The organism is Chryseobacterium sp. BGA-UO-ETr-SB22 (genome assembly GCF_059567885.1).
The window spans coordinates 2,511,210-2,526,614 of sequence record NZ_JCAQOV010000005.1 but is presented as its reverse complement, the minus strand read 5'-3'; the positions used below and the strand labels follow the sequence as shown (position 1 = coordinate 2,526,614).

Below are 15,405 nucleotides of genomic sequence, written 5' to 3'. Positions count from 1 at the left end.
AAGTATTAATGAATAACAAAATTCAGTCATGAAAAAAAAGATCGTATTAGAAGAACATTTGAGTACCAGCCTCAATAATAGTTTATGGGACGCATCAGGTGAAGCCGCCAGAAACGGAAAGAAATACATGGAAAATGTTGATCAGAAACTTTTGGATACTTCACAGAGACTAGCAGAAATGGACGAAAACGGAATTGATATTTCTATCCTGTCCTTAACTTCTCCCGGAGCTCAGTCAATTCTGGATATTCCTAAAGCCGTAGATTTTGCAAAGAAGACCAATGATGAGATCTATGATAAATTTACCTCAAAAAATCAGGACCGCCTGTCTGCCTTTGCCACAGTGGCCTTGCAGTCTCCCAAGGATGCTGCTGCTGAGATGGAACGTGCAGTAAAGGAATTAGGATTTAAAGGAGTATTAATCAATGGCTATACAAATATTGGTGATGAAAATACGGCCCAATATCTGGATGAAGAGCCTGTCTGGGAATTTTGGGATAAAGTAGCAGAACTGAATGTTCCCGTATACTTACATCCAAGAGAATCACTTCCAACACAACGCCGGATTTATGAAGGATATTCCTCTCTTGTCGGTTCCGCATGGGGTTTTGCCCATGAAACGGCAACCCATGCTATCCGTTTAATGCTTAGCGGTCTCTTTGATAAATACCCGAATATCAATATCATTCTTGGACATTTAGGTGAAGGTCTTCCGCTCATGCTGCCAAGATTGGAGCACAGATTAGAGATGCAAAGAGAAGGCGAAGGGTTAGGAAAAGCAAAGCAAAAGGTCAGCGAATACTTTAACAGCAACTTTTATGTTACTACCAGTGGACATTTCCATACCAAAGGTCTGTTGAATACCATTAGTGAAATTGGAGTAGACCGTGTTATGTTTTCGGCAGATTATCCTTATGAAAGCATGAAAACAGCAAGTGAATGGTTTGACAAGGCTTTAATCAGTGAAAATGACCGGATGAAAATAGGAAGAACCAATGCAATGAGATTATTTAATTTTTAAAATCAACTTAATTTAATTTACAAAAAATGAAAAACACAGTATTGAATTGGATTGGCGGAGAATGGGTAGATAGTGGTAACCATAAAGACAGTATTAACCCGGCAAACGGTGAGAAAATAGGAGTTTTCGCAGATGGAGGTCTGGAGGAAGCTGTACAGGGAATAGCTGCTGCAAAAAAAGCATTTAAGGAGACAGACTGGAAAGTAAACCGCCATTTGAGATATAAAGTTCTGAATGAGCTGGCAGACCAGTTTGAAGCATATCATGAAAAATTGGTTGAAATACTTGCACTGGAAAATGGGAAAGTACGTGGAGAAGCAGAATTTGAATTTAGTCTTGTCGCCCCGAAACTTCGATATTTTGCAGCTCAGGCTCTTGCTCAGGCCGGACGTGCCCTTGAAACCACACCTGGCTCACTGAGCGTTGTTCTTACAGAAGCTGTAGGAGTGGCAGGAATTATCGCTCCGTGGAATTCTCCTATCATCCTGATGATACGTTCTCTGGCCCCCGCACTTGCAGCCGGCTGTACCGCTGTAATTAAAATGCCCGCACAGACCGCACAGATCAATGCCTTGATTAACGAGGTTTTTGCCTCCGTAAAAAGTCTTCCGAAAGGAGTTATCAATCAGTTTACGGAAAGCGGAAGTGATGGAGCAGCTCTAATAGTGGAATCTCCGGATATCCCTACCGTTTCTTATACAGGAAGTACCCATACCGGTAAAATATTGATGCGTAATGGTGCTCCGCAGCTGAAGAAATTTGGTTTTGAATTGGGTGGTAAAACCCCGATGCTTGTATTTGATGATGCCAGTCTGGATAGAACAGTACCAGCGCTGGAAAAGGCAATCACTGTATTTGCAGGACAGTTTTGTATGACAGGAAGCCGTATCCTGGTACAAAAAGGAATTGCTGATGAATTGATAGAAAAACTGTCTAAGCGACTGGAAAATGTAAAAGTAGGACCTGCCGCTGATTCTCAAAGCGAGATGGGACCCATGATAGACAAGGCGAATGCAGAAAGGGTTGATAAGGCAGTAGATAAAGCGATCTCCGAAGGGGCTAAAGTACTTGTCCGAGGTGGAAGAGTAACCGAGGGTCCATTGGCTTCAGGTGCTTTTTACCGCCCTACATTACTTCAGGTAACCAATAATAAACTGGACATTGTACAGGAAGAAACATTTGGACCTGTAGCCACAGTACAGATTTTTGAAACCGCAGAAGAAGCTATTGAACTGGCTAATGATAATGTATATGGTTTAGCCGCTTCTGTATGGAGCCAGGATGTTGATTTACCTTTAAAAATAGTGAGAGAGCTTGAAGCAGGAACTGTATGGATCAATGCTTGGGCTGAAGTGAGAGATGAATTTGAAGAAGGAGGATATAAACTGAGTGGTCTGGGAAGACTGAATGGTCTGGCTTCTTTAGAAGATTTTCTGGAACACAAACACATTGTTCACCAGCACGGTACCTTATAAATTTTTATAACTGTCTGCTGTTGTCCCCAGGGAATAGTGGCAGGCAGTTTTAATAAAAAAACTATGGAAGACATTAATTTTGATTCAATAGAATTCGCAACCAATCCGGATAACATCCTGGCGGGACTGCGTAAGAAAGAAGGGCTTTATCCTTATCAGATTCCGGACGGTCCCAAAGTATGGCTTGTAACCCGTAGAAAAGAGGTTGAAGAAGTTCTTACATCAGGTAAAGTGTTTCAGGTAAGCCCGGCTACAGATGAGCAGACTTATTCCAATAATCCTTTTTCAGAGGCTATTCCAAAACCTCTACACCTGCTGGCTGCAGATGGAAATCAGCATAAAAGATTAAGAGAACCGCTTGAAAAGTTTTTTACCAGAGACGTGTTGGAAGGTTACCGTTATTACATTACAGAAAAAGTAAAAGAGATCCTTTCCGGATGGAAGAAAGGGGAAACCGTGGATCTCGCGAAAACTTTTTCATACCCTGTTCCTGTTAATATCATTTCGAAAATGCTGGGACTTGAATGGAATGAAGATTTTCCTCAGTATGCAATTTCTCTGCAGATGGTAAAAGCCTATCCGGAAGACCACTTGAAAAATGTAGTAGAATTTCATCATATTCTAAAAAGAACCATTGGACAGAAAAAGAAATCTACTGATGTTTCTGATATCATTTCAGTATTGCTGAATGCAGGGCTTTCTGATGATGAAGTTTTAAGTATCAGCCTTTTGTTGTTTATTGCAGGGTCTGGCACTACAGCGAGCCTGATTATTCAGGGATTGCGAAAGATTATCACCAGCGGACATGCACCGGAAAACAGATTGGTAGATGAAATATTATTTCGTACCTCTCCGGCCAACAGTGCTTTTCCCAGATATGTTCATGAAGAATATGAGCTCTCGGGTACAAAGTTATATAAAGGTGATTTGCTGATTGCCATATTAGCATCAGCTAATTATGATATTAAAGAAGGAGAAGATCCTTTGGCGGATTATTTTTCATTCAGTAAAGGAATTCATCATTGTATAGGATGGTACGTGGCAAAAATGGAGGCTGAGATTGCATTTGAACAATTCTATGAGTTTTTTCCGGATTCGAAGATTCTTTCTGAAGAATGGTTCAGTAATGTGATATCAAGAGATATTATTTCCCTGGAAGTGCAATTGGGATAGTCTCATCAACTTTAATTATTCAAAATAAGGAAATGCTGTATCGTGTTCAATATCAGGTAGTTATTAGTGTAGTGTTCTGAGAATAAGCACTGAGATATTCATTCACTTAAGAGAAAATTACTTAAGCTGAAACTGAATTTGTAATAACAATTCTTTTACTCTTTAATGTTCAATGAAAATAAGCAATAAAAAAAGAGCAATAAAGCATATAATTTTTCAGATAATGATTATTCTGTTACTCCTGGGAGCAATTATTCTTTTTAGGAATATTGATTATCATTTACTTTCTATGCTGTCTGTTGTTGCCAGTCTTTTGGTATTGCTGTATGGGAAAATAAAAAACAGGTTTATCTTCGAATATGAAAACTCAGATGAGATCATTTTCATAAAAAGTTATCAGTGGCCTTCACTTGGCAAAAATCCCCGTTTTGAAATCCCTCACGGGAAAATATTAAATATTGAAATAAAAAAAGAGTTTCTTCAGAAATACCTGATCATTCTATTTTCAGGTTATTCCGGAAATGTAGTAAGGGTGGATATTAATATCACTTTTTGCAGTGAAATTCAGGTGCATTTACTTTTTCGGGATATCATAAAAAATATGAAGATGCAAGACGATGAATATATTTCTACAAAGAAGCAGCCTTATTGCGAATAGTAAATACATACGTATAGAATGGAAAATTTAAAAGATATTCATATTGGAAATCTGCTGTATAAAGGAGTGATTGAAAAAGAATTGGAGATATATAGAATCTGTAAATTTCTACAGAAAACAGAAAGTGAAATCATAGAAATGTATTCTCAAAAATCTGCAGATACAGATGTACTTTTAAAATGGTCAAAACTTCTGGAGTATGATTTTTTCCGGCTGTACTCCAATCATCTGATCTTATATGCTCCAGCTCCCAATCCCCATAAAAAGAATAAAGAGTCTCAGATGCCTCAATTCAGGAAAGGATTATACACCAGAGAAATTATAGATTTTATACTGGAGCTTTTGGAAAATAACCAGATGAGCTCTTTAGAAATCAGAAATCGATACAGAATTCCAAAATCGACATTAAATAAATGGATAAGAAAATACGGGCGACCCATATAGGTCCCAATTACAAACAGATTTATTATGACTTTATCGCATCCAAATGTCCTGATAAAACAGAAATTGTTAAACATTTTCTGGCTAAGGATGAACTGTCCATTTCTGATGTATTGAAAATTAATAACATTTTATTTAGTGATACACTGTCTTCAAATCAAAAATTTAAATCCTATGATAAAGAAGCCGTTTTTGAAATCCTCAACTATCAGAAAAAACACAAATTAAACAATAGCCAATTGGGCAAATATTTTAAATTGAGTAGAAACACAATAGCCAAATGGAAAAATCTCAATCTTGATGAATGAGCGCGTAAACATCATTATTATTCTGAATTAATGTGTCAAGCTACAATCTTTGAATAGCAAATATTTTAAATGATCCGCTATAATTTTATTCATTTTTATCGTATTGGTAAAAGCGGATTTTAAAACTCATTAAGAATAAATAGTTATTATTACTGCCTCATTCTCTACTCCTGCACTTTGCAGGAGTTTTTTTATGTTCCTACTACGATAACCTTCTTTGTGTATTTTATTTTAAAAACTCTATATAAAAACGACTGGTTCGATTGGGGTCAATAAAGTTTTTTGTGAAAATCTGAACAAATAGGTGAAAATAATTAGCCATCACGGTAGGGAATTGGCTCTTGAATGCCTATGTTTAAAGACTTTTTGCTAATTTGCAGCCGTAAAATAAATTTATGTTTCAAAATATCATTAAAAACATTTCGCGGTTCGTTAGCTTAACACCTGAAGAGGAAAAAATTTATGAGGATTTGCTGACGCTTCAGAAGTTTCCGAAGAAAACACATCTTTTGCGCGAAGGAGAGATTTGCCAGTTTGAGGGTTTTATAAAAGAGGGATGTGTGCGAACGTATTATCTTGATGAAAATGGTTTTGAAGTGACGCTTCTATTCGCCGTTGAAGATTGGTGGATTACCGATATTGATTCGTTTAACAGTAAAACGCCCTCAAAGATTTTTATTGAAACTTTGGAAGATACCGAAATTTATATGCTGAATCCGGAAACGAAGGAAGAGTTATTACAGAAAGTTCCAAAGTTTGAAAGAGCTTTCCGACTAATGATGCAGCGGTATGTGGTGACCCTGCAAAACCGCTTGGTTAATACTATTTCTCAACCTGCAACAGATCGTTATCTGGAATTTATAAGAGTTTATCCAACGATTCCGCAGCGTGTGGCGCAGTATTATATTGCATCCTATCTTGGCGTTTCAAAAGAGTTTGTAAGTACCATCAGGAAACGTTTAGCGAATAAGCAGAAATAAACAATACATTTAAAATTATAAAATGTCGGATATAAAAATATTCGGCATTTTTTTATTGGAAACGTTTTTATTAAACTAGTTAAATTTTTAAGACTTCTATCTGTTCTACATTTGCCTTATTAATTTAAAATATAAAAAATGTCACAGGAAAATAAAACAGCAGAAGGCTTTGGAATGCCTTGGGAAGATATTTACGGATACGCACAAGCGGTAAAAAAAGGTAATACCGTTTGGATTTCCGGTCAATTGGGTCACAACGATAAAGGTGAATTAGCAGAAGGGATGGAAGCGCAGATGAAGCAAACCTATGCGAATATCAAAGAATTATTGTCAAGATATGATATGACCATGGAAAATGTAGTAGAAGAAGTGATTTATGCAATGGATATGGCGACTGCATTTGAGGCAAGAAAAAATTTCAAAACAGAATTTTATGATAATCCTAAAACCGTAGCCAGTACAATGGTTGGAGTAAGCGGACTTGCATTGCCAGGACAGCTTGTCGAAATTAAAATTATGGCAACGGTATAAGGCTACCATTGAATTTTCCAAAAATAGTCATTGATTAAGCAAGTTCAATGCATTTAAAATATTAGGCTTAGATTATGGAATCTAAGCCTTTTTTCTAAAAATGAGTTTTACTTTCCGATACAAAACTTAGAAAAAATATTCCCAAGCACTTCATCATTTGTAACCTCTCCGGAAATTTCTCCAAGATGTTCCAGGGCGTTTCTCAGTTCGTAAGCAAGCAATTCTGTAGAAATCTGGAAAACGATGGCTTCTTTTACTTTGTGAACAGCATCCAGAGATTTTCGCAGTGCTTCAAAGTGACGTTGGTTGGTAATCACAACGTTGTTTTCTTCAGATTTTAAATGCTCAACATAGGATGAAAGTTCATTTTTCAGATCCTGAATATTTTGATTTTCAACAGCTGATATTTTAATGAAATCAAATTCGTGAGAAAGGGCATTTCTGAAGATGTTTTCTACTGTTTCGTATTTGGTAGGAGTCACTTCATCAATTTTTGTTGCGCAGATAATCAGTTTCAGATCTTCTCTCAGTAGCGACTGAATCATTTCAATATCCTCCGAAAAATCTTCAGTAGCAGCATCAGCCAGATATACAAGGATATTAGCATTTTCTACCTTTTCTTTTGCTTTTTTTACCCCGATAGCTTCAATTTCATCCATCGTTTCGCGAAGTCCTGCCGTATCAATCAGTCGGAAGGCGTGTCCTTTAATATGAAGAATTTCCTCAATCGTATCTCTGGTGGTTCCCGCAATATTACTTACAATCGCTCTTTCTTCTTTTAAAAGAGAGTTCAGCAGCGTGGACTTTCCAGCATTGGGCTTTCCGATGATAGCAACAGCAGTTCCGTTTTTAATGGCATTTCCGTATTGGAAACTTTCAATAAGAGAATTTAATTTTAATTCAATTTTATCCAATAATCCGTTCAAAGCGCTTCGGTCTGCAAATTCTACATCTTCTTCAGCAAAATCCAGTTCCAGCTCGATCAGGGAAACAAAATTCAGAAGATCCGTTCTTAAAAGAGAGATTTCATTCGTGATTCCTCCCTTCAGTTGATTGATCGCTACTTTTCTGGAAGCTTCGTTTTCAGATGCAATCACATCAGCAATAGCTTCCGCCTGGGAAAGGTCAATTCTGCCGTTGATGAAAGCACGGAGTGTAAATTCTCCTGCTTTGGCCATTCTCGCCCCGTTTTTGATCAAAGTTTCAAGAATACGTTTTCCGATATGCGGAGAGCCGTGAAAAGCAATCTCCACAGAATTTTCAGTGGTGAAACTTTTCGGAGCAAGGAAGATAGAAAGTATTACTTCATCAATAGCTTCCTCCTCATCCATAAAATAACCGTAATGAATGGTGTGGGATTTTTGTTTTTCCAGATTTTTGGCCGGAAAACTTTTCTGAACTACAGATAAAGCCTCATTTCCTGAAACTCGGATGATGCCTAAAGCACCTATTCCATTGGCAGTAGCCAGTGCACATATCGTATCGTTATTCATGCTGCAAATTTACGGTTTTTAATGTGAATTTGCATGGAGGTCCGTCATTCAGATTATCTATTGTCTTATTTAGTTTAAAATACGGATGATTTGAAATTTGTAATGTTTTGAATGTGGTTTGCATCATAAATGGACATGTTGTATTAAAAATAAAGAATTCTTCTTGTTAAACATCCCCGGAAAACATCATTTTAAATTGAAAATAGATGAAATAATTCTGTTGAATTTGAACGGCATTTAAAGAGTGTAATTTGTTGTGGTGTACTATTTATAGAAGTTTTTTAACAGTGTTGAAGATGATGTGTTCGGGTCAAATATCATATAAATATTAAAAAATTAAACAAGCGTTTGGTATATTAATTGTTGTTAGTGGGGATGATGATGTTGAAAATTTAAATATTTTTTATTTAAATAATAATAATTTGTTAAAGTATTATAAATGTATATGAATAACCTATTTTTTTTAAATATTAATAAAAAATTATCTTTTTTATTAATGCTTTTTTTTAGTGCAATGACTTATGCTCAGTGTATTCCTTATACCGGACAGACGATCACAAGCGGAAATACCTATTGTCTCAACGGAAATCTTAGTGTAAGTACAAACATCAGCATTCCAAACGGAGCAACACTGATCATTCAATCCGGACAATTGCAGTCTAACAGTATTCAGGTTGATGGAGTGCTGGAAATTGGTAATGGAGCAAGTGTTAAGTCAACAGGAACAGTGAAAGTAGGGACTTTCGGATCTCAGAAAAATTCAAAAATTAAATTAGGAAGTAAATCTTTCTTATCTCTTGTAGGATCAGTTATTCAGGAAGATCCAACCTTTGGAGGTTTTTATCCGGGAACAACTTCTGTTATTGAAATGGGAACAAGTAGTGTTGTAGAAATTTGTGGAACATTTACCCAGCAGTCTACAACATATCCTTCTGTTGAATACGTAGGTATTTCTACTGGAAGAGCTTATTGTATTGCAAAAGCAGATGTAAGCGGAGGTGGAGGAGCTTCCATCATCAGTGATGATAACCAGATAGTAGCCATTGTTATGGGATCTGTAACAGGATTAGGAATGGGGAATTCAAGTTTCTGCGGACCGAATGCAACAAAAGCGATGTGTCCAACCTTATGGCCAGAAGGATTATCCGAAGATAAATCAAGTTGCGGAAATGCTCCTCTTATTATTGATGAGATTGATGGATTCTGTACAAAACCCGGAATTTCAGGTACACCTGACACATATACAAAATTCGGAATTACTGTACAGCAGAAAAACAATTCTTGGCCGGAAAGTATTCCTAATGGATTCATAACGCTGGAATCAAAAAATAAAGGGTTTGTCATGACGAGAGTTCAGCATGTAAGCCAGACTCCACAGCCTGGAGATGCCATTGCAGAGCCCAAAGAAGGAATGCTTCTATACGATATTCAGGATAAATGTGTAAAGCTTTATAATGGCACTGAATGGAAATGTGTACAAAGAAGCTGTAATGATTAATCTAACCGATAGATAATATGAAAAATATAAGAAATATAAGTATAGCAGCTGCCTTAGTGGTTTTTAATACATTTTTTGCTCAGGTTGCGATTGGTAAACAGTCGATAGACGGAAATAGTACCGTATTGGATTTTGATAATGTATCAGGAAATACAAAAGGTTTAATTCTTCCCGCTACATCCGGATTTCCCACAGGATCTTTAGTGAACGGAACATTCATTTTTGATGTGACAGATAGCAAAGTAAAAATGTATGAAAATGATGCCTGGAAACCCTTATCAGATGCCGGAAACTCAAGTGCGATTCTAGTCAACAGTTCTGCAGAAACAGGCAAAGGAGTTATAATGGGGGAAGCAGCCAGTGCAGCCGATGGTGTATTAGTTCTGGAATCCCCGAATAAAGCAATGATTCTTCCCAAAGTGGCAACACCGCATCTTAACGTAAAAAATCCTTATCCCGGTATGATCTGTTATGATACAACCAGCAAAACACTGGCAATATTTGATGGCTCAGTCTGGAATTACTGGAAATAAATAACAACAGAATAATTTAGAAAATTCTGGTTTAAAATGAAAAAGCGGCTGTATGTTTTATATAGCTGCTTTTTTTTAGCTTAAACAATCTGAGCACTTTCCTTGATACTATTCATCACAAAAATACTCTTGGTTTGTCCAATTCCCTCGATTTCTGATAATTTATTGACAAAAAATTCGTGAAATTCGTCCATATTGGGAGCAAGGATCTTCAGCATAAAATCAAAATCCCCACTGATATTATAAAATTCTACAACTTCTTTCAGTTTACCAACTTCCTCAATGAATTTTCCAGCTGTTTTCTTATTGTGAACATTTAAGGCAATCATACAGATCACCATCATTCCCTTATTGACCTTTTTACGGTCTACCACAGCCGTATATTCTTTAATGATTCCCTGTTTTTCCATACGTTTGATACGTTCGTGAGTAGGAGTGGGACTCAGGTTGATTCTTGCCGAAATATCACGGACACTCATCTTTGCATCTTTCTGAAGAAGGCGGAGGATAGACAAGTCTTTTTCATCAGGAATATAATTTTCAGTTGCCATTTTGTTCTGTTTTTATAGATTTTTTTTAATGTATCAGGTATTTTGTTCTTTTAAGAATTTGTTATTTTTAATATTGTTCCAAATTTAAGGTTAAATTTTCATATACGTTCTGTTAATTTTAATTTTGCAGGAAATTTGAAACATGGATACAAGGAAGAATTTAATATTAATATTAGCATCGGTAGGAACATTTGTAGAGGCGTTGGATATTGCCATTATTAATTTAACAATTCCTTCTATTCAGCAGCAGTTTCAAATCGGAGCAGAAACTGTTCAGTGGTTACAGACTCTTTATGTACTGTTTTTTGGAGGATTTCTGATCATTGGAGGAAAACTTTCAGACCAGATCGGGAGAAAGAAAATATTTTTATGGGGAGCGCTGATTTTTATGCTGACTTCATTAGGAGCAGGACTATCCCAAAACTTTGAGGTGCTGGCAATATTCCGTGCTTTGCAGGGATTGGGAGCTGCGCTGGTGATGCCTTCAGCATTATCCATTGTAACCAATACCTTCAGAGGAGAGCAGGAGAGGAACCGAGCCATCGGAATTTTCAGCTCATTTGCTGCCATTGGTTCGGGAAGTGGTCTTTCCGTAGGAGGAATTATCAGTACTTATCTGAGCTGGCATTGGGTTTTCCTGATCAATGTTCCTATTCTTTTAATAACACTTGTACTGTCTTATTATTATCTGCCCACAGATGAAAAAAATGAAACCACTCAGAAAACAGATATGGTTTCAGGAATATTGATGGTACTTGGATTGTTAAGCCTGACTTACGGAACCCACGAATTAGTCCATATTAAAGAACAGCCTTTCCTGGTTATAGGTTCTTTAGTTCTGGCAGTTTTACTTCTGGTTATGGTGTATTACCGATTGAAATCTGTTGCTGAGCCTCTGGTTGATTTAAAATTATTCAAACATAAATCTTTAGTGATTTCCAATGCCGTATTCTTTATGTTGGGTGCATTTTTTATCGGGTTTTTATTCCTGATTTCACTGATGCTTCAGAAAGATATGGGCTACAGCGCTGCTTCTGCAGGATTAATGCTTGTACCGTTCAGTATCATATCAGCTCTGACAGCTAAATTTATTTTGCCTCATATATCAAAACGCCTGAGCTCTTCTCAAATGGGAGTTTTAGGATGGCTATTTATGCTGATGGGAGGATTGTCACTGTTGATCTCCGTTTACACTGGACATCCGTTAGCTGTAGTTTTATTGGGAGCAGCATGCATTTCAGGAGTAGGAATGACATTCTGTTTTACTGCGCTTTCAGTAATGGGAATCCAGGATGTTGAACCTTCCCATTACGGATTGGCATCAAGTTTGAGCTCTACAAGTTACTTTTTGGGTGCTGGGATCGGATTGTCATTCATGACTTTAATGAGCCAGATTTTTCCTTCGGAGTTTTCAGTAGGAAGTCTGAATCTGATTATTTTAATCGGTTATGCTCTTTTGGCGCTTGGAATGTTGTTTTATTTTATATTGAAAAGCATAAAAGTAAAACAGGCAGAAGTAGCCGTTTCATAATAAGGATTTAAAAATACACAAACTATATGACGAAGAATCGGTGCTTAGGTATCGGTTCTTTTTTTGTCTTTACGCTTCACTTCATTACCTTTGTTTTTTTATAATACATCATGAAAATACAGGTCATCAGCGATCTTCACCGGGAATTTGGGAGTACGGAATTATGTTTTGATCATTCTGATATTGTTATTTTGGCAGGTGATGTCAATTTGGGAACCAAAGGAATTGAATGGATTAAAAAAGCAATTCCCGATAAACCTGTAATTTATGTTTTGGGCAATCATGAATACTATAAAGGTTCCTATCCGAAAACACTCAATAAGATCAGGGAAGTTGCTTTAAATTCTAATGTTCATGTGTTGGAAAATTCATTTGTAGATATTGACGGCATTCGCTTTCATGGTACCACTTTATGGACGGATTTTTCCATCTTTGGGAATCCTGTTCAGTACGGAATGCTTTGCCAGTCTAAAATGAATGATTATAAAATGATCAGGAGAGATCCTTCCTATTCCAGAATGAGAACACTGGATACCTTCAAAATCCATCAGTTTTCAAAGGAATGGTTAAAAGAAAGTCTTGAAAATTCAAAAGGACTTAAAAATATAGTCGTTACCCATCATGCACCCAGTCTCCAATCTGTTCCGGAACATTATAAAGAAGATCCTTTAACAGCGGCCTATGTTTCTGATCTGGAAGATCTCATTACACAATATCAGCCGTTATACTGGATTCACGGACATATTCATACCCCATGCAGATATAAAATTGAAGAGACGGAAATCATCTGTAATCCTCACGGTTATATAGATGAAAAATACAATGGATATGATAAAGAGTTGATCGTTATTGTTTAACAAAAGAATTATTCACTTATTGGTATTTTTAATTTTTTGACCTTAATTACTATCTTCGTGTTTAATTTTCTTTCCAATGTCTAAAAAATCCCAGCCAAAATCTGATTTTGTTTCGCAGTTAGCCTTTGATGAAGTGTTGCAGCAGGTGGAATTTGATCTTAGAATCAAGGAATTTGTGGTGATGGAAATCGGCAAAGCTGATTATATAATACAACCGAATACTCCCTACCGTTCAGATTATTTCTGCATTTTTATGATACAGAAGGGAGGTGTGACATTCAGATTAGATGATAAAAGTTATCAGGTGTCCAAAGGTGATATCGTGTTTTGTCCGATGTTGGAAACTTTTTGGCTGGATGAAATTACGGAAGATTACAATGCTAAATATATTTTCTTTTCCTTGAATTTTATTTCTGATGCAGGTTTTAATTATAAGTCAAATAATGTTCTGAAGAGCCTTTCATCAGATCCTACCCATATTATCAGGAATGAACCGGATGTATACAGGAAGCTGAATTTCCATCTCGATGAACTTAAGGTGTTGAATGATAAGGAAAAAGACAATTATTATTTCAATGAAATGATATGGCATCACTTCTCGCTGGTGATCTATGAAATTGATAATTATTTCAAGAAAACAGAAAAACCTCATCAGGTGACCAATAGAGAAGATGAGTTGACGACAAGTTTTTTTACGCTGGTTCAGAGCCATTTTAAAGAAGAACACAACGTTCAGTTCTATGCCGATAAGCTTTTTATCAGTCGAAAATACCTTACGAAGGTCATTAATAAAACGGTGTTCAAATCCCCCAGAGATATTATTCATCAGGTTTTAGCAGTAGAAGCCAGATTGCTGCTAAGAAATCCTAACCTGAATATTGCTGATGTAGCATCACAACTGAAGTTTTCAGATCATGCGTCTTTCAGTAAATTTTTCAAAAAACATGTGGGTAGATCTCCTTTGGAATACAGAAAGGATGATTTGTATTGATAATGAGTGATTTATAATTTTAAGACGTCTTTTAACCAAATTTCAACTATAATTTCGATTAAAAATAACAAATAGATTCATTTATATTGTCTATGAATGATATTTCTCATGTTTTTAAAAATAAGGAGTCTTTTTGACAAAACAAGGAGTTTTTTGAATAATCCTATTCAACTTTTTTCGTTCGATTTTTGTCCGGAAAATTTAAAAGGACTATTGTTATGCAAAGATTTTTTATTCAAAAATCAACCCTTCTTTTCCTCTCACTGATCGTTTTGACGGGGTGTGGAAAAGGCAATCAAAACCAAGGCTATCAGCAGCAGGCACCGGAATTGCCTGTTGCAAAAGTGACTCAGGGAGACGCTTCTGTTTCCAGAGAATATGCAGCATCTATCGAAGGGGTTTCCAATGTGGAAATCAGACCTCAGGTAACAGGATATTTAAGCAAAATTTATGTGGATGAAGGAGACTTTGTGAGAGCAGGGCAGCCTTTGTTTAAAATCGAAGATCAGGTTTTCCGCGAGCAGCTGAAAAGTGCTCAGGCTGCTTTGATCACCGCTCAGGCTACTCTTTCAACCTCTAAAATTGATCTGGACAGGAAAAAAGAACTGTTCAGAAACAAAATGGTTTCAGAAATTCAGGTGAAAGAGGCTGAAGCTGCTTACAATGGAGCAAGAGGAGCTGTAAGCCAATCTACATCCACTATTGAATCTGCGAAAATCAATCTTAATTTCTCTACCATCAAAGCTCCTGTAAGCGGATTTATCGGGAGATTCAACTATCGTTTGGGAAGTTTGATGACGCCGGGGAATCAGAACCCAATTACGTTATTGTCAGATATTCATCAGGTATATACGTATTTCAGTTTGAGCGAAAATGATTTTAATAATTTCCAGAAACAATACACCGGAAGCAGTATTGATGAGGTGATCAAAAATACTCCGGCAGTATCATTATTACTTTCCGGCGGTGAGCAATATGCTGAAAAAGGAAAGATTGATGCCGTAGAAGGACAGTTTAATAAAACAACCGGATCTATTACATTAAGAGCAAAATTCAACAATCCAAACCAGCTTTTGAGGAGCGGAAATACCGGGAAAATTGTACTGGATCAGTTCTATAGCAATGTTATTTTACTTCCTATTGCTTCTACCAGAACCATTCAGGATAAAGTGTTTGTGTTTACCATTCAAGGTGGGAAAGCAGCAATGCTTCCTATTGAAGTGAACGGAAAAGCCGGAGATAATTTCATTGTAGCCAAAGGTATTAAAGCGGGAGATGAATATATCACCAGCGGTTTTGACCGATTACAGCCGGGAACTCCTGTCGTGGCACAAAAGAAAAATGCTCAACAGAAAAAATCGTAA

The 15,405-nt window shown here is 36.6% G+C and carries 16 protein-coding genes; 14 read left to right on the top strand and 2 right to left on the bottom strand.

Annotated elements, in window-relative coordinates; translation table 11 throughout:
- Nucleotides 1-28 precede the first annotated feature (28 nt).
- The 8 genes from AC57AW_RS18760 to AC57AW_RS18725 all read left to right on the top strand — a co-directional run bounded on the left by AC57AW_RS18760 (nt 29) and on the right by AC57AW_RS18725 (nt 6,587).
- Nucleotides 29-1,021 carry an amidohydrolase family protein gene (locus AC57AW_RS18760; RefSeq protein ID WP_496353105.1) on the top strand — a complete coding sequence of 331 codons (993 nt, stop codon included), beginning with the start codon at nt 29-31 and terminating at the stop codon, nt 1,019-1,021.
- A 26-nt stretch (nt 1,022-1,047) separates the two neighbouring features.
- Nucleotides 1,048-2,496 (top strand): aldehyde dehydrogenase family protein, encoded by a 1,449-nt coding sequence (locus tag AC57AW_RS18755; RefSeq protein WP_496353104.1) that lies wholly within the window; start codon nt 1,048-1,050, stop codon nt 2,494-2,496.
- A 63-nt stretch (nt 2,497-2,559) separates the two neighbouring features.
- A complete protein-coding gene (locus AC57AW_RS18750) occupies nt 2,560-3,669 on the top strand; it encodes a cytochrome P450 (protein WP_496353103.1) in 1,110 nt (369 codons plus the stop codon).
- 223 nt (nt 3,670-3,892) lie between these two features.
- A complete protein-coding gene (locus AC57AW_RS18745; RefSeq protein WP_496353102.1) occupies nt 3,893-4,327 on the top strand; it encodes a hypothetical protein in 435 nt (144 codons plus the stop codon).
- Nucleotides 4,328-4,345: 18 nt separating this feature from the next.
- Nucleotides 4,346-4,771 carry a transposase gene (locus tag AC57AW_RS18740; RefSeq protein ID WP_496353101.1) on the top strand — a complete coding sequence of 142 codons (426 nt, stop codon included), beginning with the start codon at nt 4,346-4,348 and terminating at the stop codon, nt 4,769-4,771.
- Nucleotides 4,741-5,076 (top strand): helix-turn-helix domain-containing protein, encoded by a 336-nt coding sequence (locus AC57AW_RS18735; protein ID WP_496353100.1) that lies wholly within the window; start codon nt 4,741-4,743, stop codon nt 5,074-5,076. Before AC57AW_RS18740 ends, AC57AW_RS18735 begins: the two co-directional genes overlap by 31 nt.
- Before the next feature lie 395 nt (nt 5,077-5,471).
- Nucleotides 5,472-6,056 (top strand): Crp/Fnr family transcriptional regulator, encoded by a 585-nt coding sequence (locus AC57AW_RS18730; RefSeq protein ID WP_223599426.1) that lies wholly within the window; start codon nt 5,472-5,474, stop codon nt 6,054-6,056.
- A 138-nt stretch (nt 6,057-6,194) separates the two neighbouring features.
- Entirely contained in the window at nt 6,195-6,587 is a 393-nt protein-coding gene (locus AC57AW_RS18725; RefSeq protein WP_496353099.1) for a Rid family hydrolase, read from the top strand.
- Between the two features lie 107 nt (nt 6,588-6,694).
- On the opposite strand, the gene mnmE is transcribed toward AC57AW_RS18725, so the two are convergent.
- Entirely contained in the window at nt 6,695-8,080 is a 1,386-nt protein-coding gene (mnmE, locus tag AC57AW_RS18720; protein ID WP_496353098.1) for a tRNA uridine-5-carboxymethylaminomethyl(34) synthesis GTPase MnmE, read from the bottom strand.
- A 496-nt stretch (nt 8,081-8,576) separates the two neighbouring features.
- On the opposite strand from mnmE, the gene AC57AW_RS18715 reads away from it, so the two are divergent.
- Nucleotides 8,577-9,578, top strand: a complete 1,002-nt coding sequence (locus AC57AW_RS18715; RefSeq protein WP_496353097.1) for a phage tail-like protein — start codon at nt 8,577-8,579, stop codon at nt 9,576-9,578.
- A 17-nt stretch (nt 9,579-9,595) separates the two neighbouring features.
- Nucleotides 9,596-10,111, top strand: coding sequence for a phage tail-like protein (locus tag AC57AW_RS18710; RefSeq protein WP_496353096.1), 516 nt, complete (start codon nt 9,596-9,598; stop codon nt 10,109-10,111).
- Between the two features lie 80 nt (nt 10,112-10,191).
- On the opposite strand, the gene AC57AW_RS18705 is transcribed toward AC57AW_RS18710, so the two are convergent.
- Nucleotides 10,192-10,662, bottom strand: coding sequence for an Lrp/AsnC family transcriptional regulator (locus AC57AW_RS18705; RefSeq protein WP_034696927.1), 471 nt, complete (start codon nt 10,660-10,662; stop codon nt 10,192-10,194).
- Nucleotides 10,663-10,804: 142 nt separating this feature from the next.
- Between AC57AW_RS18705 and AC57AW_RS18700 the strand changes: the two genes are divergently transcribed.
- From AC57AW_RS18700 to AC57AW_RS18685, 4 genes are all read left to right on the top strand, one after another.
- The gene (locus tag AC57AW_RS18700) at nt 10,805-12,193 is read left to right on the top strand and encodes an MFS transporter (protein WP_496353095.1); all 1,389 of its coding nucleotides are present in this window, start codon (nt 10,805-10,807) and stop codon (nt 12,191-12,193) included.
- 110 nt (nt 12,194-12,303) lie between these two features.
- Entirely contained in the window at nt 12,304-13,050 is a 747-nt protein-coding gene (locus tag AC57AW_RS18695) for a metallophosphoesterase (protein WP_496353094.1), read from the top strand.
- Between the two features lie 76 nt (nt 13,051-13,126).
- Nucleotides 13,127-14,041: a helix-turn-helix domain-containing protein gene (locus tag AC57AW_RS18690; RefSeq protein WP_318848831.1), complete on the top strand. Its 915-nt coding sequence runs from the start codon at nt 13,127-13,129 to the stop codon at nt 14,039-14,041.
- Between the two features lie 218 nt (nt 14,042-14,259).
- The gene (locus AC57AW_RS18685) at nt 14,260-15,405 is read left to right on the top strand and encodes an efflux RND transporter periplasmic adaptor subunit (protein ID WP_496353093.1); all 1,146 of its coding nucleotides are present in this window, start codon (nt 14,260-14,262) and stop codon (nt 15,403-15,405) included.

Coding starts and splice junctions, on each gene's coding strand:
- AC57AW_RS18760 (WP_496353105.1), top strand. CDS start 29: ATGAAAAAAAAGATCGTATTAGAAGAACATTTGAGTACCAGCCTCAAT.
- AC57AW_RS18755 (WP_496353104.1), top strand. CDS start 1,048: ATGAAAAACACAGTATTGAATTGGATTGGCGGAGAATGGGTAGATAGT.
- AC57AW_RS18750 (WP_496353103.1), top strand. CDS start 2,560: ATGGAAGACATTAATTTTGATTCAATAGAATTCGCAACCAATCCGGAT.
- AC57AW_RS18745 (WP_496353102.1), top strand. CDS start 3,893: ATGATTATTCTGTTACTCCTGGGAGCAATTATTCTTTTTAGGAATATT.
- AC57AW_RS18740 (WP_496353101.1), top strand. CDS start 4,346: ATGGAAAATTTAAAAGATATTCATATTGGAAATCTGCTGTATAAAGGA.
- AC57AW_RS18735 (WP_496353100.1), top strand. CDS start 4,741: ATGGATAAGAAAATACGGGCGACCCATATAGGTCCCAATTACAAACAG.
- AC57AW_RS18730 (WP_223599426.1), top strand. CDS start 5,472: ATGTTTCAAAATATCATTAAAAACATTTCGCGGTTCGTTAGCTTAACA.
- AC57AW_RS18725 (WP_496353099.1), top strand. CDS start 6,195: ATGTCACAGGAAAATAAAACAGCAGAAGGCTTTGGAATGCCTTGGGAA.
- mnmE (WP_496353098.1), bottom strand. CDS start 8,080: ATGAATAACGATACGATATGTGCACTGGCTACTGCCAATGGAATAGGT.
- AC57AW_RS18715 (WP_496353097.1), top strand. CDS start 8,577: ATGCTTTTTTTTAGTGCAATGACTTATGCTCAGTGTATTCCTTATACC.
- AC57AW_RS18710 (WP_496353096.1), top strand. CDS start 9,596: ATGAAAAATATAAGAAATATAAGTATAGCAGCTGCCTTAGTGGTTTTT.
- AC57AW_RS18705 (WP_034696927.1), bottom strand. CDS start 10,662: ATGGCAACTGAAAATTATATTCCTGATGAAAAAGACTTGTCTATCCTC.
- AC57AW_RS18700 (WP_496353095.1), top strand. CDS start 10,805: ATGGATACAAGGAAGAATTTAATATTAATATTAGCATCGGTAGGAACA.
- AC57AW_RS18695 (WP_496353094.1), top strand. CDS start 12,304: ATGAAAATACAGGTCATCAGCGATCTTCACCGGGAATTTGGGAGTACG.
- AC57AW_RS18690 (WP_318848831.1), top strand. CDS start 13,127: ATGTCTAAAAAATCCCAGCCAAAATCTGATTTTGTTTCGCAGTTAGCC.
- AC57AW_RS18685 (WP_496353093.1), top strand. CDS start 14,260: ATGCAAAGATTTTTTATTCAAAAATCAACCCTTCTTTTCCTCTCACTG.